Annotated in this window: 26 protein-coding genes; 12 read left to right on the forward strand and 14 right to left on the reverse strand. The window is 70.0% G+C overall.

Annotation, left to right across the window (positions count from 1 at the left end):
* Nucleotides 1-1,202: 1,202 nt before the first annotated feature.
* Nucleotides 1,203-1,820: a replication/maintenance protein RepL gene (locus tag ACFW47_RS32835; protein WP_386308012.1), complete on the forward strand. Its 618-nt coding sequence runs from the start codon at nucleotides 1,203-1,205 to the stop codon at nucleotides 1,818-1,820.
* Complete coding sequence (locus ACFW47_RS32840) at nucleotides 1,814-2,209, forward strand: hypothetical protein (RefSeq protein ID WP_386308013.1); 396 nt, start codon at nucleotides 1,814-1,816, stop codon at nucleotides 2,207-2,209. The genes ACFW47_RS32835 and ACFW47_RS32840 overlap by 7 nt, the downstream gene beginning before the upstream one ends.
* Nucleotides 2,210-2,281: 72 nt before the next feature.
* On the opposite strand, the gene ACFW47_RS32845 is transcribed toward ACFW47_RS32840, so the two are convergent.
* The 3 genes from ACFW47_RS32845 to ACFW47_RS32855 form a co-directional block, all read right to left on the reverse strand.
* Nucleotides 2,282-3,277, reverse strand: coding sequence for an endonuclease domain-containing protein (locus tag ACFW47_RS32845; RefSeq protein WP_386308014.1), 996 nt, complete (start codon nucleotides 3,275-3,277; stop codon nucleotides 2,282-2,284).
* A 130-nt stretch (nucleotides 3,278-3,407) separates the two neighbouring features.
* Nucleotides 3,408-3,665 (reverse strand): hypothetical protein, encoded by a 258-nt coding sequence (locus ACFW47_RS32850; RefSeq protein ID WP_386308015.1) that lies wholly within the window; start codon nucleotides 3,663-3,665, stop codon nucleotides 3,408-3,410.
* Entirely contained in the window at nucleotides 3,655-3,891 is a 237-nt protein-coding gene (locus ACFW47_RS32855) for a hypothetical protein (protein WP_386308016.1), read from the reverse strand. Before ACFW47_RS32855 ends, ACFW47_RS32850 begins: the two co-directional genes overlap by 11 nt.
* A 351-nt stretch (nucleotides 3,892-4,242) precedes the next feature.
* Here ACFW47_RS32855 and ACFW47_RS32860 point away from each other — a divergent pair, with 351 nt between their 5' ends.
* Nucleotides 4,243-4,683, forward strand: a complete 441-nt coding sequence (locus tag ACFW47_RS32860; protein ID WP_386308017.1) for a hypothetical protein — start codon at nucleotides 4,243-4,245, stop codon at nucleotides 4,681-4,683.
* A gap of 331 nt (nucleotides 4,684-5,014) precedes the next feature.
* On the opposite strand, the gene ACFW47_RS32865 is transcribed toward ACFW47_RS32860, so the two are convergent.
* The 3 genes from ACFW47_RS32865 to tpg (ACFW47_RS32875) all read right to left on the reverse strand — a co-directional run bounded on the left by ACFW47_RS32865 (nucleotide 5,015) and on the right by tpg (ACFW47_RS32875) (nucleotide 6,772).
* Nucleotides 5,015-5,281, reverse strand: a complete 267-nt coding sequence (locus ACFW47_RS32865; protein WP_386308018.1) for a hypothetical protein — start codon at nucleotides 5,279-5,281, stop codon at nucleotides 5,015-5,017.
* Nucleotides 5,278-5,949 (reverse strand): hypothetical protein, encoded by a 672-nt coding sequence (locus ACFW47_RS32870; protein WP_386308019.1) that lies wholly within the window; start codon nucleotides 5,947-5,949, stop codon nucleotides 5,278-5,280. The genes ACFW47_RS32865 and ACFW47_RS32870 overlap by 4 nt, the downstream gene beginning before the upstream one ends.
* A gap of 229 nt (nucleotides 5,950-6,178) precedes the next feature.
* Complete coding sequence (gene tpg, locus ACFW47_RS32875; protein ID WP_386308020.1) at nucleotides 6,179-6,772, reverse strand: telomere-protecting terminal protein Tpg; 594 nt, start codon at nucleotides 6,770-6,772, stop codon at nucleotides 6,179-6,181.
* 133 nt (nucleotides 6,773-6,905) lie between these two features.
* Here tpg (ACFW47_RS32875) and ACFW47_RS32880 point away from each other — a divergent pair, with 133 nt between their 5' ends.
* Nucleotides 6,906-7,214, forward strand: coding sequence for a DUF6300 family protein (locus ACFW47_RS32880; RefSeq protein ID WP_205034070.1), 309 nt, complete (start codon nucleotides 6,906-6,908; stop codon nucleotides 7,212-7,214).
* Nucleotides 7,215-7,261: 47 nt separating this feature from the next.
* Here the strand turns inward: ACFW47_RS32880 and ACFW47_RS32885 are convergent, their stop codons facing one another.
* Nucleotides 7,262-8,170 (reverse strand): hypothetical protein, encoded by a 909-nt coding sequence (locus tag ACFW47_RS32885; protein ID WP_386308021.1) that lies wholly within the window; start codon nucleotides 8,168-8,170, stop codon nucleotides 7,262-7,264.
* A 109-nt stretch (nucleotides 8,171-8,279) separates the two neighbouring features.
* Between ACFW47_RS32885 and ACFW47_RS32890 the strand changes: the two genes are divergently transcribed.
* Nucleotides 8,280-8,804 (forward strand): DUF6233 domain-containing protein, encoded by a 525-nt coding sequence (locus ACFW47_RS32890; protein ID WP_386308087.1) that lies wholly within the window; start codon nucleotides 8,280-8,282, stop codon nucleotides 8,802-8,804.
* 8 nt (nucleotides 8,805-8,812) lie between these two features.
* Here ACFW47_RS32890 and ACFW47_RS32895 read toward each other — a convergent pair whose 3' ends face one another.
* Nucleotides 8,813-9,373, reverse strand: coding sequence for a hypothetical protein (locus tag ACFW47_RS32895; RefSeq protein WP_386308022.1), 561 nt, complete (start codon nucleotides 9,371-9,373; stop codon nucleotides 8,813-8,815).
* A gap of 178 nt (nucleotides 9,374-9,551) precedes the next feature.
* Here ACFW47_RS32895 and ACFW47_RS32900 point away from each other — a divergent pair, with 178 nt between their 5' ends.
* Together ACFW47_RS32900 and ACFW47_RS32905 are read left to right on the forward strand one after the other, a co-directional pair.
* Nucleotides 9,552-9,785, forward strand: coding sequence for a DUF5133 domain-containing protein (locus ACFW47_RS32900; RefSeq protein ID WP_386308023.1), 234 nt, complete (start codon nucleotides 9,552-9,554; stop codon nucleotides 9,783-9,785).
* A gap of 24 nt (nucleotides 9,786-9,809) precedes the next feature.
* Nucleotides 9,810-10,016, forward strand: coding sequence for a hypothetical protein (locus ACFW47_RS32905; RefSeq protein ID WP_386308024.1), 207 nt, complete (start codon nucleotides 9,810-9,812; stop codon nucleotides 10,014-10,016).
* Nucleotides 10,017-10,042: 26 nt separating this feature from the next.
* On the opposite strand, the gene ACFW47_RS32910 is transcribed toward ACFW47_RS32905, so the two are convergent.
* Nucleotides 10,043-10,285, reverse strand: a complete 243-nt coding sequence (locus ACFW47_RS32910; protein WP_386308025.1) for an ANTAR domain-containing protein — start codon at nucleotides 10,283-10,285, stop codon at nucleotides 10,043-10,045.
* A gap of 251 nt (nucleotides 10,286-10,536) precedes the next feature.
* Nucleotides 10,537-10,740: a cold-shock protein gene (locus ACFW47_RS32915; protein ID WP_386308026.1), complete on the reverse strand. Its 204-nt coding sequence runs from the start codon at nucleotides 10,738-10,740 to the stop codon at nucleotides 10,537-10,539.
* Between the two features lie 563 nt (nucleotides 10,741-11,303).
* Between ACFW47_RS32915 and ACFW47_RS32920 the strand changes: the two genes are divergently transcribed.
* Together ACFW47_RS32920 and ACFW47_RS32925 are read left to right on the forward strand one after the other, a co-directional pair.
* Nucleotides 11,304-12,128 (forward strand): hypothetical protein, encoded by an 825-nt coding sequence (locus tag ACFW47_RS32920; protein ID WP_386308027.1) that lies wholly within the window; start codon nucleotides 11,304-11,306, stop codon nucleotides 12,126-12,128.
* Between the two features lie 239 nt (nucleotides 12,129-12,367).
* Nucleotides 12,368-12,967: a hypothetical protein gene (locus tag ACFW47_RS32925; protein WP_386308028.1), complete on the forward strand. Its 600-nt coding sequence runs from the start codon at nucleotides 12,368-12,370 to the stop codon at nucleotides 12,965-12,967.
* 237 nt (nucleotides 12,968-13,204) lie between these two features.
* Here the strand turns inward: ACFW47_RS32925 and ACFW47_RS32930 are convergent, their stop codons facing one another.
* The 4 genes from ACFW47_RS32930 to ACFW47_RS32945 all read right to left on the reverse strand — a co-directional run bounded on the left by ACFW47_RS32930 (nucleotide 13,205) and on the right by ACFW47_RS32945 (nucleotide 18,774).
* Complete coding sequence (locus ACFW47_RS32930; RefSeq protein ID WP_386308029.1) at nucleotides 13,205-13,849, reverse strand: hypothetical protein; 645 nt, start codon at nucleotides 13,847-13,849, stop codon at nucleotides 13,205-13,207.
* A 217-nt stretch (nucleotides 13,850-14,066) separates the two neighbouring features.
* Nucleotides 14,067-14,624, reverse strand: coding sequence for a telomere-protecting terminal protein Tpg (gene tpg / locus ACFW47_RS32935; RefSeq protein WP_386308030.1), 558 nt, complete (start codon nucleotides 14,622-14,624; stop codon nucleotides 14,067-14,069).
* Nucleotides 14,625-14,627: 3 nt separating this feature from the next.
* Complete coding sequence (gene tap, locus ACFW47_RS32940) at nucleotides 14,628-16,841, reverse strand: telomere-associated protein Tap (RefSeq protein WP_386308031.1); 2,214 nt, start codon at nucleotides 16,839-16,841, stop codon at nucleotides 14,628-14,630.
* A gap of 730 nt (nucleotides 16,842-17,571) precedes the next feature.
* Nucleotides 17,572-18,774 carry an MFS transporter gene (locus tag ACFW47_RS32945; RefSeq protein ID WP_382024831.1) on the reverse strand — a complete coding sequence of 401 codons (1,203 nt, stop codon included), beginning with the start codon at nucleotides 18,772-18,774 and terminating at the stop codon, nucleotides 17,572-17,574.
* A 38-nt stretch (nucleotides 18,775-18,812) separates the two neighbouring features.
* Between ACFW47_RS32945 and ACFW47_RS32950 the strand changes: the two genes are divergently transcribed.
* From ACFW47_RS32950 to ACFW47_RS32960, 3 genes are all read left to right on the forward strand, one after another.
* Entirely contained in the window at nucleotides 18,813-19,409 is a 597-nt protein-coding gene (locus ACFW47_RS32950) for a CGNR zinc finger domain-containing protein (RefSeq protein WP_382024828.1), read from the forward strand.
* 247 nt (nucleotides 19,410-19,656) lie between these two features.
* On the forward strand, nucleotides 19,657-20,097 hold the full coding sequence (locus ACFW47_RS32955) for a hypothetical protein (protein ID WP_386308032.1): 441 nt from the start codon (nucleotides 19,657-19,659) through the stop codon (nucleotides 20,095-20,097).
* Nucleotides 20,098-20,213: 116 nt separating this feature from the next.
* Entirely contained in the window at nucleotides 20,214-20,774 is a 561-nt protein-coding gene (locus ACFW47_RS32960; protein ID WP_386308088.1) for a hypothetical protein, read from the forward strand.
* Nucleotides 20,775-20,792 lie beyond the last annotated feature (18 nt).

Here is a 20,792-nt window from a genome sequence, read left to right on the forward strand (position 1 = left end):
GCGGCCTTGTTGTCGGTGGCGAATGTGGCGTCGACCGCGTCGGCGGGATCGGTCGCGGTGTCGAGGGCGATCACCATGATGCCCTCCGACCGCGCGGAGCGGGTCCCTCCGGGCTGCGCCCGTCACAGCGAGCCGGGTCGCTTCGCTCCCCGGCCGCTCCCGCTCCGCGTGAGCGGATGCGGCTCGCTCCGCTCACCGCCAGGCGGCACGCGCTCCGCGCGCACCGCCAAGAGCAGGGCAGCCGGGCCGCGTTGCGGCCCGGGGCCGGCCTCCGGCCGACCGGTGGCCTCCGCTGCGCTCCAGCCACCCACCACCCCACCGCCTGACCCCACGTCACCCGCCGTGCCAGGGGGCGCGCCACGCTCCGCGCGGCCCACCCACGGGCCTGCGGCCCGAGCAGCAGCAGAGGGGGGAGGGGTGACAGGTAGTCGGGCGAGTGACGACTCGAACAGAGATCGGGAGGGGTGGGGGTGAGCGATCCGGGAGTGTGCTTCAAAGATAGCAGCTAGCTTAAGACTGGAATGGTTCCGCACCACCCCTGACCAGGAAAAGTGATGCGCGGATTACTTCCTACCCGCATTGGGTGAACCATGGAGGAAGAGCGCGCGATTGGTGAATGAATGCCCCCGAAATGCCGGAGCGAGAAACGTCGAGAGCTGCGAATGGGTGCGTTCGCTGGAGATTAGCAGAAATGGCCCGGGTGGCGTTCGGGTGCGGGTGCTGATGAGAGATCCGCACGGCGGGGTATTGGTGGTCGGAGCCGTCGGCAGCGGGCGGGGCGGTGAGCGCAGGGAGGGTCGTGGCGGTCCTCGCGCGCGCGTGCGCGTCTTACTGATAAAAGGGCACCGCGCAGAAAGCTGCTCTGACCTGCGGGTTTGCGAGAGGCAATGTGTTAGCCCTGACACATCGACCTGCGGTTTTGTGCCTCCTCCGACACAGCCGCACCCGATTTGGCCCCGGGGAGAGGTACAAAATGCGTTCGGCCTGGTCAGGCCCGCATTCGGCCGTCAGCCCGTAAAGGGGCGTGTGTCGGCGTCGACACCAGGGGGCCACGCCGACAGGGACAAAGGTCCCTCTGGACGGGGACAATCTCGGCTAGGGTCCTGGGCACCACATGAGAACGAGCAGCAGGAGCCAGGGTGCCCGGGGACGCGAGTCGCTCCACCAGTAGGGGCCGGCGGTCGGCGGATCGCGGTGAGCCCGTGACGTCGCCGCTGGCGGACAGCTTCGCCCAGGCGCTGGACCGTACGCCGCCGAAGCCCGGCCGGCCCGTGCGGTCCGCGAAGGTCGACTACACATACCGGGCTCCCCATGACGCGTGGGGGCGCAGCGGCTACAGCATGGTCAGCAACGCGTTCCTCGCCGACGTCCTGGCCGTGCTGATCGCCCGGTACGGGATGTCGCCCGTGCAGTCGGCGGTCCTGCTGTTCTGCATGGGCCGCCAGGTCGAGGGCCGCCTGAAGATCACCCACATCAAGGTCGCTCGGCACCTCGGAGTCGAGCGTGCGAACGTCACCCGGGCGCTGGGCAGCCTGGAGAACTGGCATATGATCCAGCGCCGCGCCAACTCGCTGATCGTGGTCAACCCGCTGATCTGCTTCAAGGGCAATGGTGACCTCCAGCAGGAGGCCCTGGAGCAGCTGCGCCAGGACGCCAGGGCCGCGCTCAGGAAGCACTTCCCGGAGATGCGGGAAGATGTAGTGGCGCTGGAGAAGGCGGCGAGCGAGAGCTTCCCGGAGTTCACGGCCCCGGCCGCGCCGGCCCCGCGGACGCGGCAGCTGGCGTTCGGAGACAACGACGTGGAGGAGCAGGCATGCTGATCCAAGCTCACCTCGGGTTCGCGCAGCTGCACCGCCTGGAGCTCTCCAAGGCCGACTACGACCTGCTGAGCGCGATGATGGAGGTCCAGCGCCCCGGCGGCGAGGTGAACGCCTCACAAGCCGAACTGCGGGCGCGCGTGGGGCTCAGCAAGAACCGCACGTCCATCGCGATGAGCCACCTGGTCGAGCGGAACATCGTCCTGCGGCCCGAGGGCCGCTACCGCAGCTACTTCATCCACCCGTACTTCGCCGGGTACGACTCCCAGGAGGAGATGGAGGAGGCGCTGCGCGAGGCGACCGAGGCCATCAAGGCCGGTGCCCTGGCCGCCCCGGCTCCCCCCGTCCCGCAGCGCCATCTGTCCGCCGTGCCCACACGTCGCAGCGCTTGACCGGCGCCCGGCCGCCCGCCCGGCCGGGTGACACGACATCAGCGGCGCCGCACCCCACGGTGTGGCGCCGCTTCACTGTGGTGCTGGTGAAGGCGGAAACTGCTTCAGCCAGCTGACAAGCTCCGGTAGCTCGGTGTGGAGGAGATCCCGATCGGCCCGCTCCACGGCAGCCAAGAGCACTGGCACCAAGATCTGGAGTGTTCGCCAGATCTCTTCGCCCGTGTACTTGTGCCTCTTGGGATCCTCGGCTGCCAAACGCAGCTGCTCCTCCAGCTGAGGCGCCAGCTTGCGGATCTTCCACAGCGCCCGAGGCAAGCCAGGCTCGAAAGCTGGCGTTGATTCATGCCGTGGTGCCGGCACCCGCAGCCGCACCGCTTGGCTGTACGGCGTGGACAACCCGAGCAGGACCGCTGGCGGGCGAGATCGGTAGTTGCCGTAGCGGCCGTCTTCTCCAGGCCGCTGCAGACCTTCCCGCTTGTTGCATTTGTGGCATAAGAAGCCCCGCGCGAGACCGTTCCTGTGATCGTGGTCCAACACGAGCAGGTCGGAACCGGTCCCCCGCCCCCGCCGTCCCGGGCTGCTGCAGATCGCACACCGAGCCTGCTGCCACGCGAAGAGCAGATCCTCGGTGTTTCCCGACCGATCAAGGCCTGTAGGAAGCGGCCAAAACCAGCATGCAGGCGCCAGGTGAGGAAGCCATCGGTCGACTAGACGCCGGGCTTCCTTCAGAAGCTCGTCTACAGCCGCCCGTTCCTCTGGCGACAGATGCCGTAGGCAGGCAGGGACCCCATCAAGGGTCCCGTTCCGGCAGGGGTACTTACCACTTCCTCGGCAGCGGCCCCAGTACTTCCGATCGACGAGCCGTTGGGCTGCAAGGACTCGTTCGACCAGCAGAGGCGTCATGGAGGCAGCCATTGAGACGCCTGCCGACTCCGAGCCGGTCGATAAATGCAGGCCCGCCGGCCAAGGCGAGGTGAGCGTCATGCCCGCACCGTAGTGCCCTGCCGGGGAGCATCGGTCAGTCCTGGCAACAAGGTCGACTCCTGGGCGCCGACCTTGGAATGTCATCGCTCTCCGGCATCCCGGCCGCCCGCACCCAACCACCCAGACATCACCACCAACCGCCCCTCACTGCACACAGCAGCGCCCCGGACCAAGTGGTGGCCCGGGGCGCTGCATGGGCGCTCGCGAGAGGCTTCTACGCCTCAACGTACGCGACGATCGTGATCTGCCGAAGGGCCGTGACGTAGTAGATGACGCGAACGCCGTCGACGTCGTCGACGTAGTCGCGCAGCAGGGTGTCGGGCACCGGGGTGCCCAGTGCGGGGTTGACGCTGATCGCGACGATCGCGCGGTCCAGGCGGTGCGTCTCGGCCGCCGTGAGCTTCGCCAGCTGGCTCAGTGCGGGCTCCACCAGGACGACCTGGGACCGGCGCGGCGCGTGCTCAGGCGACACGGGGCTGCTCACCGGCAAGGCGCTCCAGGTGGGCGTCGCGGGCTTCCTCCCACAGCACGCCCGTCTCCGGGGACGGGTAGCCGTGCTCCGCGATGTCCTCCAGCACCGAGGCGAGGACGTCGACTCGCGCACGCTGGTCGGCCGCGTACGCGCGGACGGACGCGGCGGCGTTCTCATCGAGGGGCTGGCGGTCGGGGTCGGGCGCGGGGGCCGGCTGCTCGCTCATCCGGGGCTCCTGGGCTGTCATCTGGCGTGTGTCACCACGGTATCGCCGGGGCGGGGCGCTCCGGGACGGTACGGGCATAACCCCGCCCGATGACACAGATGACACAGCTGAACAGTGACACAGATGGGCACGACGACCTGGGGAAACAAGGGGCTGATGACACAGGTCGGACTGTTCACCCCTGACTGTTCAGGCGCTGGCCCTCCGAGCTTCACTGATGTCCTGTGCCGCTGAATCTTGACCGTTTGCCACCGGCCTTTGACCGGTGGCAGCCCACCGCCAAGACACTGGTGGGTGGTTTCGCGCCGAGCATCACCGCGCACTCCGGGCATCGACCTACTCTGCGGTGCCATGGATGACGAGCTGACCAACGACGACCATCTCCGGGCCCTGGCCGCGCTGGAGGCCGTCGTCCAGAACAACGACGGCGCCCTGGAGGTCCTGGCGGGTGGCGCGCACGAGCGCCCGTTGGTGGCGGCCCTGCTCGCCGCGTACGGACAGCACACGCTTCACCGCATCCTGCTTGCCGCGTTCGGCATCGAGGCCACCATGACCCACGACGAGACCGGCCAGCGCGTCGCGGAGCTCAACGGCGACCCCATGGCACGCATCGTCTTCCTCCTGACCGACTCCCTGCACCACCAGGCCGCCCTCGCCGGCGACGACCTCGTCACCGCCAAAAGAATCGGCGGATCCATCCTGCTCGCGATCCACGCCTTCACCGACGCGGACAACCAGGACGCGTTGACCCTGCTGCGCGCCCTGCGTAACGAGGCCCTCCGAGCTGGCTGACGACGTCGGTCAGAGTTCGGTGGCAAACGGTCAAGACTCAGTGGCACGGGACATCGGCGTGAACGGAGCGTGATGACCCGTCCAGGCCTCCGGGCCCGAGTGTCACGCTGTCACGCCGATTCCGCGGGGGCCTGGAGCAGGGATTCGGGGCACCCCAGGCGCTCAAAAAGTGTTCAATACAGACATTCGGCGGGTGCTATCGCGTGGTGCACCGGCGGGCGTGACAGTCGGCGTAGGGCGCGTGACACCCCCGGCGTGACGCACCGTGAGCGTGACAGGCGTCGACGGCCCACGGCCCCACGGGAGCGCTGGACCGGGGTGTCGTCGGTGGTCAGCTCCGTAGGGGCGGCCAGACGTGCGGACCGGTGCACTGTCCACAGGCGGCGCAGCCTGCGCACTCCAGACAGAACTGCTTCGGAACGCGCGGGCACGAGCAGATCGGGTTGTAGTCCGGATCGTCGTCGCCCTCGAAGTACGGCTCCCCGAGCGGAGGCGCGTAGTCGACGTGGACCTGGCCGTCGGCCGTCAGATCCTCGTATCGGGTACCGCAGCCGGTCGACTGCACCCACGTGACCACCACGTGGTCGGCCGCGCTCACCGCGCGCCGTCCTGGCCCGCGCCCGCTTCCGTCAGCTTGGCGGGCGCGAGGACGCGGTTGAGCCAGGCGGCGAGCGCGGTCGTGGCGTCCGGGTCGGCCTGGGCGAGACGGCCGGCGAACTCCAGCTCGCCGGTGCCGGCCGGGGCGCCGGTGCGGGCGAGCACGGCGAGCAGGGCGGCGTGGGCCCTCACCCGGTCGGGCAGCGAGTCGGCGGCGGCCGTGCGCGTGGCCGGGTCGGCGTAGTGGCCGGAGCGGTCGGCGAAGGCCTGCGCCAGCCAGCTGCCGACCACGGGGTGGTAGTCGCCCCGGTGGACCAGGAGCTCGCGGGCGGACTCGTCTCCCGGCCGGGTCTCCACGGTCCGGTCGAGTCGGCCGGCTCGGGCGAGCGCGGCGAGTTCGTCGGCGCGGGCGGCGAGCTGCTGCTGCTCCTGGAGGCGCCGCTGCTCGGCTTCCGCGGCTCGCTGGTCGGCGGCGAGCTCGTCCTGGACGACGGCGTCGCCCTTCGGGTCGTAGACGCCGCCGGTAGTGGCGAGCAGCTGCGCGATGCGCTCCCACTCAGCGACTTCGGCCGGGCCACGTTCGTCGTCGGCCAGGTCCTCGCGGTCCCGGTCGATGTGCTGCTGCAGCCGGGCGTCCTCGAGCGCGGCCGCGGCCTCGGTGGCGGTCATGCCGGTGGCGCGCCGGCGGACCGCACGGCGGCCGACCTTCGCGTGGTCAACCGGCTGGCGGGGCGCGGCCGCACCGGGCGCGGGAACGCGGGGACGGCGGTCGGAGCGGGGCGTAGGGGTGCTCACACGGGCCTCTCAATCGTCACGGAGAAAGGACGGGATATCCGACCGCCGCGCGTCGGACGCGGCGGCCACGGACAGGTTTATCGCAACCGGGAATTCTGTGCTGCTAAAAGCGGATGTTGAGCCACTCCACGTCCGCGAATTTCACCTCTAGGCCCGCACGGCCGCCACCGCCTTGACGGAAATAGGCGTCCGCGATGGCCTCCGCGACCGCGTCATGCAGATCGCTCTGCGTCGCACCTTCCTCCTGGGCGGCGATGATGGCGGCCGCGTGGGAGGGGGTGACGGCGACCGTGATGTCCCGTACCCGGCCCGCGTCCGAGGTGCCCTCCGGACCGAGGCCGAAGTACGCCCGGCAGGAGATGACCAGCCCGCCCGAGGACGCCGCGCGCTGCCTGGCCTGCGCCCTGACCTGTGGTTGCCACTCCGACTCAGTCTCCTGCACCAGCGCCTCCTTCAGGCGCTTGTTCGGCTTGGTGGAGGCGCCCGAGAGGTACCGCTGCACCGTCTTGCGGGAGACGCCCAGTCGCTCCGCCAGGCTCTTGGTGGAGCCCTTCTCCCGCGTGCGAAGGAATTTCATCTGGGCTCGCGGCGATTTCGGCGCGGGCCGGGTGAACAGGGCACGCTCCGCGCGAGCGAAACCCTCCATGAGCTTGGCGCGCGTCCTGGCCGCCTGCGCCGCCTTCTCTTCCTCAGTCATGAGGACAGCTCACAGCCGCAGACCTGTGGACAGTGGCCGACGGCCGGGCGGCCCCCGTCGCCCATCGAAGGGGTTGACGGCGCAGGTCAGCGGGTCTTGGGTGGGGGCCACGTCCAGAGCAAGGGGGCTGGCCATGGAACTGCTCAAGTTCGCCGACCGACTGCCGCAGTGTTCACGCTGCGGCGGCGACCTCATCATGAGCGGCGTGGCGCCGCAGAACGACGCACACGGTCGGCCGATCCACCTGGAGTTGTGCCCGGCCTGCGACACCGGCGACCCCGACCGCCCGGCAGCCGGCCTGTTCGCCCAGTGGTTCGCCGACGGCGGCGGCCATGACGAGAGCCGCGTCCAGGAGGGCGCGCACCTGCTGATGGAGTGGACCAAGGAGTGCATGGCCGCCCACGGCTGGTACATGCTGGACGCCCCGCCCGATCAGCCCTGAACGCCGCCTGACGGTCGTGGCGGCAAGGTGATGGCCGATCCCACTCGTTATCCGCCGGTGCCGCGCCACGCCGCGGACTCTTCGTCCTCGGTCGGCTCGTAGCCGTCCGGGTAAGCGGCGTCCGCGCGCTCCCGAGCGGCCTGAGCGGTGGCGCATACCTCACGGTTCAGACGGGTGAGCAGGGCGAGCGCCGGTTCGTGGGTGATCGGGTCGACGATGTCGCGGGTGCGGGCCGTGTCCCAGTCGGCGACCCGCAGCGCGGTCTCCACGAGCAGCTGCGCCTCGTCGACGGCGACGCCCACGGTGTCGTCGCCGGCGGCGGCGGAAGCGATCAGACGGTTGCGGATCACCCGGGCGTTCTCCCAGCCGCGCCAGACGCCTTCCTGCTGGTCTACGGCGCTGCCGCGGCTGACCTTCTGGGACAGCGGCGGGAAGGCCAGCACCAGCTCGGCAGCGGCGCGCCAGTCCATGGCTCGCGCCTGCACCCGGGCCTCAGCGACGATGCGGGACCGCAGGCTTTCGACTCGCCACTTCCGCGATCGTGCGTCGCGTTCCAGGGACAGGCAGTGGGGGCACAGTGGCGGCCCGTAGCGAGCCGGGGGTTTCCACGAGCGGCTGGTGCGCAGCAGCTCCGTGCCGCAGTCGGCACAGAAGATCCCCGACGGCGCCGGGCCGATCGCCGCGAGCATGTCGTGGAGCTGGAGGCCGGCAGCCTCCGCCAGGGGCCGCCCGTGGACCCCAGGCTGCTGCCAGTACAGGTGCCTGAGCACCCCGATCAGCTCCGGGGCGTGGACGGCATCCACTTCAGCACGCAGCCGCTCGACCTGCTCCAGCACGGCCTGCCGGGTGCGGTCGCGCCGCTGCTCGGCTTCCGCGAGGACGGCTTCGGCCCCGGTGAAGTCACGGACCGACCGCTCGATGTCGCCGAGAATCTCGTGCAGGCTCTCCTCACTCATGTCCGAGAGCTTATGCACCAGGTCAGCAGCCCCTTCCGGGAGGTCCGCGTCTGCACAGGCCGCGCCGGGTGCCAGCGTCCCTGCGTCCGTCCGTACGGTGGGAGGCGTGATGACGTCCTCCGCCCTCGATCCGGTGCCGGTGCCCATCCGGGTGCTGCTGCCCGGGGACCAGGAGGTCGTCGCGCGCCTGTGGTCCCGGCGCCAGGTGCCCGACGGCTGGAGGTACGAGGTCGGGCTCCCGGCCTACCGCAACGGCCCTGGCGATACGGTGGAGCCTGCCGAGTACCGGGTTTGGGTGCGCGCCCCTGATCACGTGCGGCCCGTGGACGGCGTCTCGTACGACGCCGTGCCCACCGAGTACCTGAAGCCGCCCTCGCCTGTTGAGGAGGCGTTGGGGCCGCGGCGGCCCACTGGCTGGGTGCTGGCGAAGGCCGGCGGCCGCGGCCCCGGCCGGGGCGGTGTCGTGCACGCCGTCGACTGCGAAGAGGCGCCGGCCGGAGCGCCGGTGCTAGCGCTGGACCGGGCGCTGGACACGGCCGAGCAGCCGGGGGTGCGGCTGTGTTCGCTGTGCGGCGCCGCTGCCGAGCTTGACCCTGTTCTCAAGGGCTTCGACCACGGTTTCGACGACGCCTGAGCCGTAGGTCAGCGGGGGGTGACGGTGTAGCCGGCGTCGTTGACGGCGCGGGTCCACACGTCGCGGTCGAACCACTTGGTGATGTTCGGCTGGAGCTCGGTGATGGTGCGCATCCTGGCTTCCCAGTCGTGTCCGGCCGGGCCGCGGCTGCCGTCGCAGCCGGTGCAGCCGTCCTCGCCGTGGATGTGGCCGGCCATCCAGGCGTTGACGGCGACGTTGATGATGACCGCGTACAGGTCGCCGCCGGACTGGGCCAGGGAGTCCGGCACCCCGGCGAGGACCAGGGCGAGCTCCGGGTTGTCGACCGGCGGCATCGGGGCCTGCCCCACGCCCTTCTCGCCGCTGCTCTCCTCGTAGGAGGACCGGCTGCGGGCGAGGCCTTCGGCCATGGCGGCCGCGTCGAAGTAGCGCCAGGCGGACCGCACCTGGATGCCGAGCCGCGCGGCCACCATGGTCATGTTCTTCTCGATGGTGTCCTCAACGGTCGCCGGCGCGAACGTCACGCCCCGGCGGGCCAGCTCGGTGAGCGTCTGGGCAACGGCTTCTTTGAAAGCCTTCGTGTTCCGCACCACCGCATCGTAGGCGGGCTGGAGCAGCCGCCAGGCGGCTTCGCCCATACTCGACTGCCGGCAAAAGCCAGCCCCTGGGCGGTTGCGTGGCGGGCCGGGAGTGCGAGGCGGGAAACCGGGGTATCCGGGTGCACGGCCCTGAGCCAAATGTGTGCCGGTGCGGAAGGACGGTTCTGTGATGCTGATGGCCCACCCCGCGGTGCTGCGGGATCTGATCGACCAGTACGAGGCCCTCGCGGCCGTGGGCGCCGCCGACACGGACAGCGCGCAAGTGCGCCAGCGCATGGACGACGTCGCCTACACGCTGTGCGTTTCCACCGGCACCCGGGATATCGACGCGGCCCTGATCGCCGCCCGTCACCAGCTGCCCGGTGCCCGCCCTCTGGACGACTCGGTGCTGAACGCCGGCTGATCCGCTAGCCTTCCCCGCTGCCCCATGACCTCGAGGAAACGGACACCCCACGTGGACGCCACCGTCACCAGCGCCGCGCCGATCTACGACCTGCTGATAGCCGAACGCGGCGATGTCGTCGCCGACGCGGCGCGCGTCGCCGAGCAGACCCGGCTCGAGGCGGCCGACACCCTCGACTTCGGCCTCCCGGGCAGCGGCGAGGACAGCGACGCCGACGCCGACGCGGCGTAGAGGGCAGGCCGGGCTGCTGGCCGCCGTCACCCGCGGCGGCGGCGCAGGATCTGTCCGAGGGCGCGGCGTATCGGTGGGGGCAGCGGGTGGCCGGCGGTGGTGGCGACCAGCTGCTCGGCCACGGTGCGCAGCTTGACGTTGTTGTGCTGCGAGACGGCCACCAGGACCTCCCACGCCTCGCCGGAAGTGCAGCGGCCGATCGCCATCACCATGCCGCGGGCCTGGTCTATGACCGGCCGGTACGTCAGCGCCTCACGTAGCTGCGCCACTTCTGTGCGCAGCTGCTGAAGCTCCGTGGCGCTCTCGTCTCCCGCTTGTCGATCGGGCGGCCACGGCGCGTCATGCTTGCGCGGCTGGGTCGTCACAGTGCCTACGAATCTACCCACGGTCAGCGTCTTATGCGCGCTACGTTCCTCTTCGCCCGCCTGACGCGCGCACCCGTTGCCCGAGCCGGGGCGGCGCGAATGCGGAAGGCGGCTGCCCGGGACGGCAGCCGCCTGGTGGTCATCGCTTCGCCCGGTCAGCGCCGGACGATGTTCTGCGCCTGCGGCCCCTTCTGGCCCTGTCCCACCTCGAAGGTGACGTGCTCGCCCTCCGTCAGCTCGCGGAACCCGCTCCCCTTGATTTCGGAGTAGTGCGCGAAAATGTCCGCACCCCCGTCGTCCTGCGCGATGAAGCCGTAGCCCTTCTCGCTGTTGAACCACTTCACGGTGCCGCTGGCCATACTGTCGATCCTTCGTTCATGCGTGGGAACAGCCCAGCCATCCGGGCATGCTCCGACTCCTGGCAGCAGGAGCCGCAATCGTTGTACCCCGCACTGTCCCGCTTATCCGACCGACGACACACCCAGATTCGAAGCGACCATAGCCAGCTGACTTCTGCAGGCCACCGCATGCGCACCTGCGGCCAACGGGCTGCGGACGAAGACGGCCCCGACGCCGAGCGCGGAGTCGGAGCCGCCCACGACGCGGGCCCCGTCGTGGGGCGAGCGGGACCCGCGCGTGCTGCCCAACGCACCGGGCACCAGGCTGTTACGCCGCCGAACGAGCGAAACACCACGCACCGCCGCCCGCCTGGTGCTCGCTCGACGAGGATCCGGCCCGCTGGCGGGCCTCTCCATGACGCGTAGGCCGAGGTCAGCCGCCGTGCGCTGCGCGGCCGGAAACTGCCCGGTCAGGTGCCCGGCGCCGCTAGAAAGGAGGCGTCACAGTGTCGGCCGACCGGGGTGACGCCATCTGCTGAGGCGGGGGCGGGCTCACCGACGGCCTGCGAGGGAGGGAAGACCGCATGGCAGAGACCGAACTGGCCGGCGCGCTGAAGAACGTCATCGGCCACTACATGACAGCTGTCGCCGAGAAGCTGCTGGCTGAGGGGACGCCCGTCAGCTCTGTCACTGCTTGGGGCCGGTACGACGATGACGAGGACCGGGAGAAGCACCACAACGACGTAGAGGGCAGCGTCAACCTCAACGAGAGCTTCGTCCGTCGGTTCCTTCCGGACGCTGAGGCTGGGCTGCACTGGTCCGGGACGTCCGGCTGGTGTCTGTGGATCCTGCCCAAGGGCCGGGCGGGCGCCGGCGGCTCCTTCTACGACGGTGCACGGTGGCTGGGCGCCGGCCTGATCCCCGAGCCCGACCGAGTGGCGGCCTTCCTCTCCGCCGTGCAGCTCGACCCGCACTCCGCGGGCAGCGACGACCGCCCCTTCTACCGTCAGCCCCTTGAGGACCTCTCCGGCCTGTGCGAACGGCTGCAAGTGCACAGGCGCCTCTACTACGGCAATCCGAGCTACGAGCTGCGCTTCGACGAAGCCCGCTGCGGGGCCTACTACGACCGCACCGCCCAGGCGCTGACCTCCGGTGCCGACGACATCGTCAACGTGCCCGTACGCAGGAGCGAGCTGGAGGCGCTGCTGCACCTGCTGGAGTTCGCCGAGGGCAGCAGTCACAAGCCCGTGCGTCTGTTCGCCGACTACCTGGCCGGGGACATCGCCCAGCGCCGCGGTGAAGGCGGCAGCGTCAACGAGCACCGCAGGGCGCTGGCGTACGCGATCGAGGCCAAGGAGCGTAAGGAGCAGGCGGAACGCCGGCAGCAGAAGGACGACGACGGGGAGTAGGAGAGCCGGACCGTGACCCTTGGCCGGACGGCACCGTTGGACACGTCAGCGCGTGCATGAACATCCGACCCCCCGCGGATACGCGTGTGAGGCCCCGCACCGGCGCAGCAGCGCAGGGCGGGGCCTCACGGCGCCCCGGCCGCTGCCTCTGCACTTGATCGGCAACGGGAGGGTGCGGGTTGTGCGTCAGGTGCGCAACCGCCCGGACGACGGGGCCAGCGCGCGGTCAGCCTGTGGGGATGGACAAGTTGATCGAGTTGGCCAGCACGCTCGTCTCGGGGGCGTTCATTGCCGTCCTCGCGGCATGGCTGACCAACCGCTCCCGCAACCGCCAGGAGCAGCAGGCCGAGATCGGCGCCCTGCGCGTGCAGGCAGATGCGATGACGGTGGCGGTGATGGAACTGCAGAGCACGGCCACCACCAACCGGCTGCTGTGGGAGGGGCCGGCCGAACGCGGCCGGACGTTCCTGCTGGCCGTGCTCGCCTTTGCCGGTGGTGCCGCCCGCGCCCGGATCGCCGGCGGCACCGACCCGCAGAGCGGGCTCGTGGGCTTCGGGCGCGCGGCCGAGCTGCTGAGCCGGGAGCGGGTGGCGAGCAAGCAGACCGTGGCCGCCGTGCGCGAGCCGCTCACCCGGGCTGCCACCGCCGCCGCCCCGCTCATGCGCTCCTCCGACCCGGCCGTCGTCACCGCCACCGAGCAGCTGCTGAACGCCCTGTCGGACGTGGAGAACACCGCGCGCCTGGAGGCCGCGCTGGAGGCGTTCGGCCGGGCCGTCAACGCAGCCACCGCGCCACGGCTGTCCTGGTGGGCACGTCGCCGGGCCGCGCGTACGACCTGACCGTGGCGGCCCTTCCGTAGGATGCGAAGCGCCGCGCCCCCCGGCAGCTGCAATGCTGAGCCGAAGCACGATAGATGTCACCGGTGAGAGGCGCCGACCTGTGCTTTTGTGTCGGGCGCAGCAAGGCAGTTGTCACTGGATTTGCACGCTACCTGTCATCGGCGAGGGGCAAGGCAGGCGTGCTGTCACCGGACACGTTGCAGCTGGTGAGGCGTACGAATCGGATCGTTCGGAAGGTCAGCGGCGGTCCAGCGTGTCTATCAGCTTGCCGAGGTTCCGCACCGCACGATCGGAGGCGCCTTTGGCTGCCATAGCGCCCAGGATGATGTCCCGCTCCAGCAGCCCTGCGGCGCGCAGATCCTGCAGGATGCGCCTGGCTTGCTGCTTGCCGAACTGGTCACCGAAGCCGTTGTTCTTGTAGAAGACCAGTCGGTCGATCGCTTCCGTCAGCTCGGAGTTGAGCTGCTCGGGCTGCTCATGGGGCCGGGTGAGGTCGATGGCGCCGAGTTGGCGCGCCCAGCCTTCGAGCGGAAAGCCGTGGATGCTCTCCACGATGGCCAGGGAGGACCCCCGGGCCAGGCTCGCCGCGAAGTCGAGGGTCCTCTCGTCCGGAACGTACGCCAGAACTGGGCCCTTGCCACGGCCGACACGGTCGCGGGAGGCACGCGGGGTGGTGACAGTGTGTTCCGCCGCGAAACGTCGGAGGGACGGGATCTGCTGTTCTACGCCGAAGGCGTTGAGTACGAGCACGCCGTCGGCGCTCTGCTCAGCGCATTCTCGCCGTACCCACTTCACAGCCAGATCGGCTGCGATCTCCCAATCCCGCTCGGGGTCATCATCGGGCACCCACGCTGCCCGCAGAATGCTGCTCGCGCTTGCCATGTTCGCAGTCCTCTCCAACTTCGATACCGCCGCGCGGAGGGCGCAGCCGTACCTGGTCACGCTATCCGCAGCCTCCGACAACCGGTCCCTGCACGAGTAAGGGGACGGGACGGGATGTGCCCGCCCTTCGATCTTGGTGACAACAAGCGTGCCTTTGTGACGCCTATCGTGCTTCGGCTCAAATGCCGGGGGGCGCGGCGCTCGTGCGGAAGCCGGCCTACAGCTCGATGTCGAGCCGTTCCACGTCGGTGAACTCCACGCCCAGGCCGTGCGCGCGGCTGTTGTTGGCGCGGAAGTACATCCGGGCGAGACCGTCGGCCGCGATCTGCTGGAGCTGCTGCTCGGTGGCGCCCCGCTCCCGCGCGGTGAACAGCTGGTCCGCGAACTCGGGCGGCAGGGCCTGAGTGACGTCGCGGATCCGGGCGTCATCGGTTGTGCCTGCGGCGGCGGTGAACCCGAAGCGGGCGCGGGTGGAGACGACTAGGCCGTCTGTGGTCGCCGCCTTCTGCCTCGCCTTCGCGCGGATCTGCGGCTGCCACCTCTTCTTCACCTCGCGCTCCAGGCGGCCGCGCAGCTCCTGGCGGGGCCGCTTGAGCTTGCCCGAGACGTACCGCTCCACGGTGCGCTGGGAGATCCCGAGCACATGGGCGGCGGCCTTGGTGCCCTTGAGCTGCTTGACCAGGTACTTCATCTGGGCCTGGGCGCTCTTGGGAGCGGGGCGGGTGAACGCCCCCTCCAGCGCGCGGTCCAGGCTGTCCCCGAGCGAGTCGACCATGGGTTACTCCCCTTCTCCGGCCGTCGGGTCGGCGGTCTTGATGAGGTTGGAGATGTTGAAGACGCCGCCGCGTTCCTCGAACTGGGATTCCGCCCACAGGACGGTCTGGGTGCCCTGGTGCTTGACCATCCCCGGCGAGACGCCGAGCCGGAACGTGCCCGGCGCCGGCTTGCCCTCGGGCGTGTACGGCAAGACGTCCAGCGGCGACGGGCCGGGCGAGGGATAGACGATGGCGTCGGTGCCGATCGCGACCGGGTAGAGGTCGGCGGCCGCCGCCGTCTTCATCAGCTTGCGGTGCAGGCCGGTGCGCTGGTTCGCGAGCACGGCGGCCCGGATGTCGGGGCGCCACGTCCACCGGTCCAGCGCCGGGTAGGGCTCGTAGTACGGCACCTGGCCCCGGGAGCGCTGGCGCAGCTTGCCGATCGCGCCCTTCGCCGTCGCCTTGATCGCGGTCTCCAGCAGCGCCATCGTCGGGTCGACCTGCTTGCGGCGCGCCATCGCCTCGAGGAACTCCTGGCCCTGGAGGTCGGTGGTGACGCCCATGTCCGCCATCGTGTCCACGTAGGCGTCGCGCAGCCGCTTGTACCAGGAGTCGAGGTAGCGGCCGGTCTGGGTGCGCACGTACGCCTCGATCGGGGCGACGTCGAAGCCGAGCTCCACCGCGTACTGGACGGTGGGCGTGGCGTACCAGGCCGGGCCCTCGGGGTGCTCGCCCGTCGGGGTGAAGGGGCTCGGGAGCCGGGAGGCGTCGACCGTGCGGCCGTTGACCTGGACGCGGGACAGGTCCACGTGGGAGAGGTCGACCAGCCACGAGCCGGGCAGCGCCGGGTCGAAGGCCGGGTTGCCGGTCAGGTGAGTCGGCCCGTTCAGCCCGACCGTGAGCCCGTTCGCGGCCGCGGCGAACGACATGTTGATGTCGACGACGACCAGGTACGGGTTGGCGCACTCCTCATCGGTCAGCGGCCGGCACCAGTCGTACGGCTCCTCCATCAGCATCTCTGCCGGGGTGCGGATGTGGTGCCGGGCGAACCCCGCGTCCTTCAGGATCGGGTGCTCGTCCGGCACCTCGCACGGCACGACGTCGTACTTGGCGGTGATCGCGTCGTCGTTGAACGCGGGCTTGAACTCCCCGGTGGCCTCGTCCTTCTGCGCGCGGGTCGGCGGGCGCAGCGCGGTCATCAGCTCCAGGCCGGTCGTCGCGGTGGAGCCGCGCGGCGTGATCACCCGGGCCGCGTACAGACCGAGGTACTGGACGAGTTCGGCCGGGTGCATCGTCGGCAGCTGCGGGTCATCCTTCTTGTCCCACTCGCGGGCGTCCAACGCGTTCCACGGCAGAATGCACAGCTGGACGCAACGGCGCCGGGAGCCCTCGGGGTCGCGGTAGATGCGGGCCCACGGCCCGAAGCCGCGCTGGCTCATCTTGAGCCCGGCCCGGTCGATCTGCTTGACCACCTTGTGGCCGGACGGGAGTCGGCCCGCGCGCCGTTTCTCCTCCGACAGGGCGACCGGTAGGCCGAAGCGCTCCAGCGCGGACGCGGTCAGGACAAGGATCGGGTCAGCGTCGCGGCCGTTGCGGTGCAGCCGGGCCTGCCCGAGCTTCGCCTCCGCGAGGGTCCAGTCGACCAGCGCCGGGATCGTCTTGGCGGGCACGTCCAGGACCAGGCCACCGACGCAGTACGCCGACACCTGCCCGTCGGCGTCGGCGTCGATCACGGCGAGCGGACCGTTCTCGAAGCGCGGGTCGTCGGCGGCCGCCGACGCCGTGGTTTTCTTTGCCACCGCCTTCTTCGCACCCGGGCGCCGCGACGACGCGGCGGGCTTCGCGGCGGGCGCCGGTCGTACGGCAGTAGCCGGGGCCGGGGACGCCGGCGTTTCGGCCGCTGGGGCGGGAAGGGGCGCGGGGCCGGTGAACGCCTCCGGGACCACCGGCGCCGGGGGCGCTGCGGGCGCGTCTGCGGGCGGAGCGGGGAAGCGGGCGGCGAGGCCCTCCAGCAGCCGGGCGTACGCGGCGCGCTTCGGCGGCCGCGGCTCGGTCTTGCCGGTCTCCCAGTTCCCCACCGCCTCCCGGCGGGCGTCCAGCGCCTTGGCGATCTGCGCCTGGCTCAGGCCCGCCGCCTCCCGCAGACGCTTGCGCTCCGCAGGGACCGGCAGGTCATCCTGCGCGACTTGCTCCAGCAGCGCATCCACGGCGCTGAACAGCTCGTTCTCAGTGGACACAGAGGTCACCTCCAATAGACATCATAGCGGATCGCTCATTGGTTCGCACATCGGATCGCTCATGAATCGCACAATGCGGAGTGCAGCATGGGGGCGGGTAAGCAGCGCAACGGCTGCTGATCTCTCGCAGCGAAGGTTGAGCGTTGTCACCGAAGGTTGGTGACCGCTAGGTTTTCTCACCGAAGGTTGAGTGATCGTTTAGGGCTGGCTGTCTGGGGAGACGGTGGGGGAACCGATACGCGCGTACGGCGACCCCGTGCTCAGCGCCTTTGACCTGGACTTCTTGGATGGCGGACAGCGCCGCCGCACCGCGTTGGGTGCCGGATGGAACGTCAGGTTCGAGACTGTGCCGCCGGTACGCGGGTTCCGGTGGAACGAGGGCGACCGCAGTTTCCCCGGCTGGTACTACGCGGTGACCACCGGCGATCACGTGGGCTACGAGTCGTGGCTGGAGCGAGACCGGCTGACGGTTTCTGCGACGCTCCGCTGGGACCCGGCCGACGACGCTGGTGCTCGGAACGCTGCTGCCAGGCCGCCTACCGCCGTCGACGATTCAGCATCCCGCCCAGGCAACAGCCGACAACCTGTGCCGAATGCGCCAGCCCCCTGAAGCCGGGCAGGAATCAGATACGCCTGACGTGCTCAGCTGCCTGCCGCACCAAGCGGTCCTACCGGAACAGGAAGGGCCGGACCAGCCACGAGCACTCACTCAACCTTCGCTGAGAACCGCTCAAGTCGACATCGTGCTGTCCTCGGACGAGTTGGCGGTTGCCGACGGGACCACGAAGAAGACCAGTGCCGCGAAGACCGCCACGCTCGCTGCGAGTGCCAAAGCGCCTGGAAGAGACCAAGCCGCGACTGGCCCGGCAACTGCTGACCCCAGGGCGAATCCGGTGATCTTCAGGCTGGCGCCGGTGGTGAAGATCTGACCTCGCAGGTGATCTGGGGCCTCCCGGTGGCGGACTGCGAACAAGGCGGCCAGCTGGGGTCCCTCACCGATCCCCGCTATGAGTACGGCCACGATGAGTACGACTGGCTGACCCCACGCGGCCAACGCCAGCGCGGCAGCCTGGACAAGGGCACTGGTCCAGATGATCATGTCGGGGGCAACTGAACGCGGAAACCGAGCGAGTACAACGTTGGCCACCAAAGCTGAGATCGCGACGCAGGAGAGCAGCACCGCGCCGCGGCTGGCCCCGCCCAGAACACGTTCGCCGAGGAGCGGGATGCACGCCATCAGCATTCCCTGGGCGATGCAGGAGACGCTCGAGGTGAGAGTGGCTCGGGCCAAGGACGGTCTTCCGACGATGACCCGAACTCCGGCAACAAGGTCGCCGATCACCGAAGTCGCCTGCACTCCCAGCACTCGACCCGGACGGGCGGGCAGCATCCACGCGGCGGGCAGCGCCGAGGCGATGAGCACCACAGAGACCACCACGGCCATCGGGGCGCCCAGCGCCTCTGCCGCGCCGCCAGCGAGAGCCGGACCAGCCAGACTCGCCACACTGAACGTCATGGCATCGAGCGCATTCGCCCGAGGCAGGTGGTCACCCACCACCACACGCGGAAGTTGGGCCGTCCATCCGCCTGACAGGGCCGGCCCCAGCAGCCCTGTCACCATTGCGATCAAGATCGTGACAGCGAACGGCCACCGGCCGAGTCCCCCAAGAATCATCCCCAGCCCCACCGCATATGTGACGAGGGCCCCAGCCAGCAGGCGTCCCGGCCGATCTGCTCTGTCGAGGAGCGCCCCGAGCATCGGCCCCCCTACCGCGGCAGAGATCGTGATGCCCGCGAGCAGCGACGACGCGGCGATGGTCGATCCGGTCAAAGCAAATGCTGCCAGCATCAGCGCCGGTCCTGACATCTCGTCCCCGGCACGGGCTGCCACTGCACCGACGAGATAGATGCGGAGTGAGTAACGCTTTCTCATCGGCAGGACGTTACGGAGGTAACTCAAAACTTCGCAAGATGCGTTACATTCCACAGGTGTCATTCCACAGCGACGATTGGTCCACCCGGCACTCCGTGCTGACCACAGCCCGGCGCACCGCCGCCCTGATCAACGCCCTGGCTGACGACTGCCCCGACCCAGCTAATGTCGCCGACGTGCTCCGCGCATACGGCGAGACCGACCCCGTCGACCTCACCACCCGCGATATCGCAGAGATGCAGGCAGCTGCCTCCCTGCTGCGGCCAGTCTTCGCCGCCGAGCACGCCGATGACGCCGCGGCCGCCCTCAACCAGCTCTTGACGGACCACACCGGACCGCTCCGCCTGACCTCACACAGCGGCAGCACTCCCTGGCACCCTCACCTCGACCGCGAGGACAATGCCCCCTGGGACGAGTGGCTCCTCGCCTCGTCCTGCATGGCCCTGACCGTTCTCGTCTGGGACCGGCAACGTCCGCCCGGCAGGATCTGCGCATCCCCCACCTGCCAGAACGTCTTCATCACCCAGGGCAGCGGTCCGGAGCGTCGCTACTGCTCCCGCCGATGCGCGACCCGCGAACGAGTCACAGCCCATCGACGCTCCCGCTCTGCCGAGCAGCCGAGCGAAGCCAAATAGAGGGCGCCAAGGTCCAGCGCAACATCGCTCAACCTTCGATGAGAATCACTCAACCTTCACTGCGACGGGTCAGCTGCTCGGCCAGGTCAGAGCTGCAACACGGTTCGGTGCAGGCTGACGTTGCACCGGGTGGTGCAGGAACCTCGCTGGTCGGCACGGGTACGACGGCACGGCGACGCTGCAGAACCGGTGCCGGCTGTCAGGCTGAGCACGTACGTCCGGCCCGCAGGGTGAGTGGAGATCCGTCGTGTCCGTCCCGTTCCGTATCAGGTGCTGCCTGTGCGCCAACAACATCCCGCTCGCCGGGGACGTCATCGCCCTCGATGGTGAGTGGCAGCGTCGCTACCCGGACATGCGCGGCACTCTCGCCTGTGCGCGGTGCGTCAGCGACTACGGCTGGAACTGCTGCACCACCCCCGAGGGCGGCTTCGTCGACGGCCACGTCGCTGCGCCCGAGGACCAGGTCGACGTCGACTCCTGGAGCCATCACCTCGAGCGCGGCACCCACCGTTCCCTCGTGACCCTCTACCCCCGCTCCGGGCTGCTCCAGGGAGCGGAGCCGTACCTGCGCTGGCTCGCCGGGGACAGGTACACCCAGCCGGAGGCCGCCGCCCGCCTGGGCGCGGCCCTGAGCGAGTTCGACGCCCAGCACAGCGGCACCCGGGCCCCGCAGCCGGCCACCGCCTGAATCCGGCTCCTCCCCCGCCGCACGCTGGCTGATCATCCCGCTGACACGGCCTCAGCCCCGTGGCAGGGTGCGGTGATCGGATCACTGGACGGCAGGGGGCTCCCGTGGAAGCACGGATGTGGAACGGCTTGGTCGGCGTCGCGAAGGAGACGTACACCGCCTCGTTAGGCGAAGGGGTCGTGCCGCGCCCGCTGATGATGCCGCTGGTGCGCGGCGAGCTGGTCGGGCTGATCTGGGTCCGCCCGCTCAAGGTCGGCCAGGACGCGGTCACCGGGATCGCGGAACTGGCGAACATCGCCGCGGCGGCCGGCGCGGACGAGGTCGTCCTCGCGTGGGAGACGCACGACGTCGCCACCGCCTGCGAGCTGCCGATCGTCGGCCCGGCGCCGTGCCTGAACATGGTGGTCGCCACCCGCGACGGGCACGTCCTGCACCAGTTCCCCTACAGCGAGCAGCTCCTGTCCCGCAGCTCCGAGGGCTGGGCGTCGGTCGCCCCGGACTGGAGGCCGGCCCCCGCGCCGCAGCCCGGCGGCGAACTGGTGCCGCCGATCCAGGCCGCAGTGAACTTCTCCTTCACTCCGATCGAGCTGGACCACCCCGACCCGTTCGGCGTCACCGTCGTGCTGATGGAAGAGGACGGCTACCGCATCAGCCTGACCGAAGCGTTCGCCCGCTGAGGGGAGGAAGGACAATCC

The sequence above is a fragment of the Streptomyces sp. NPDC058796 genome, assembly GCF_042745235.1.
Classification (GTDB): domain Bacteria; phylum Actinomycetota; class Actinomycetes; order Streptomycetales; family Streptomycetaceae; genus Streptomyces.

Excerpts from the sequence above, each read along its gene's own strand:
- ACFW47_RS32840 (WP_386308013.1), top strand. The coding sequence starts at position 1,814 with ATGCTGATCCAAGCTCACCTCGGGTTCGCGCAGCTGCACCGCCTGGAG.
- ACFW47_RS32845 (WP_386308014.1), bottom strand. The coding sequence starts at position 3,277 with ATGACATTCCAAGGTCGGCGCCCAGGAGTCGACCTTGTTGCCAGGACT.
- ACFW47_RS32855 (WP_386308016.1), bottom strand. The coding sequence starts at position 3,891 with ATGAGCGAGCAGCCGGCCCCCGCGCCCGACCCCGACCGCCAGCCCCTC.
- ACFW47_RS32860 (WP_386308017.1), top strand. The coding sequence starts at position 4,243 with ATGGATGACGAGCTGACCAACGACGACCATCTCCGGGCCCTGGCCGCG.
- ACFW47_RS32870 (WP_386308019.1), bottom strand. The coding sequence starts at position 5,949 with ATGACCGCCACCGAGGCCGCGGCCGCGCTCGAGGACGCCCGGCTGCAG.
- tpg (WP_386308020.1), bottom strand. The coding sequence starts at position 6,772 with ATGACTGAGGAAGAGAAGGCGGCGCAGGCGGCCAGGACGCGCGCCAAG.
- ACFW47_RS32880 (WP_205034070.1), top strand. The coding sequence starts at position 6,906 with ATGGAACTGCTCAAGTTCGCCGACCGACTGCCGCAGTGTTCACGCTGC.
- ACFW47_RS32885 (WP_386308021.1), bottom strand. The coding sequence starts at position 8,170 with ATGAGTGAGGAGAGCCTGCACGAGATTCTCGGCGACATCGAGCGGTCG.
- ACFW47_RS32890 (WP_386308087.1), top strand. The coding sequence starts at position 8,280 with ATGACGTCCTCCGCCCTCGATCCGGTGCCGGTGCCCATCCGGGTGCTG.
- ACFW47_RS32900 (WP_386308023.1), top strand. The coding sequence starts at position 9,552 with ATGCTGATGGCCCACCCCGCGGTGCTGCGGGATCTGATCGACCAGTAC.
- ACFW47_RS32905 (WP_386308024.1), top strand. The coding sequence starts at position 9,810 with ATGACCTCGAGGAAACGGACACCCCACGTGGACGCCACCGTCACCAGC.
- ACFW47_RS32915 (WP_386308026.1), bottom strand. The coding sequence starts at position 10,740 with ATGGCCAGCGGCACCGTGAAGTGGTTCAACAGCGAGAAGGGCTACGGC.
- ACFW47_RS32920 (WP_386308027.1), top strand. The coding sequence starts at position 11,304 with ATGGCAGAGACCGAACTGGCCGGCGCGCTGAAGAACGTCATCGGCCAC.
- ACFW47_RS32925 (WP_386308028.1), top strand. The coding sequence starts at position 12,368 with ATGGACAAGTTGATCGAGTTGGCCAGCACGCTCGTCTCGGGGGCGTTC.
- ACFW47_RS32930 (WP_386308029.1), bottom strand. The coding sequence starts at position 13,849 with ATGGCAAGCGCGAGCAGCATTCTGCGGGCAGCGTGGGTGCCCGATGAT.
- tpg (WP_386308030.1), bottom strand. The coding sequence starts at position 14,624 with ATGGTCGACTCGCTCGGGGACAGCCTGGACCGCGCGCTGGAGGGGGCG.
- ACFW47_RS32945 (WP_382024831.1), bottom strand. The coding sequence starts at position 18,774 with ATGAGAAAGCGTTACTCACTCCGCATCTATCTCGTCGGTGCAGTGGCA.
- ACFW47_RS32950 (WP_382024828.1), top strand. The coding sequence starts at position 18,813 with ATGCGTTACATTCCACAGGTGTCATTCCACAGCGACGATTGGTCCACC.
- ACFW47_RS32960 (WP_386308088.1), top strand. The coding sequence starts at position 20,214 with ATGTGGAACGGCTTGGTCGGCGTCGCGAAGGAGACGTACACCGCCTCG.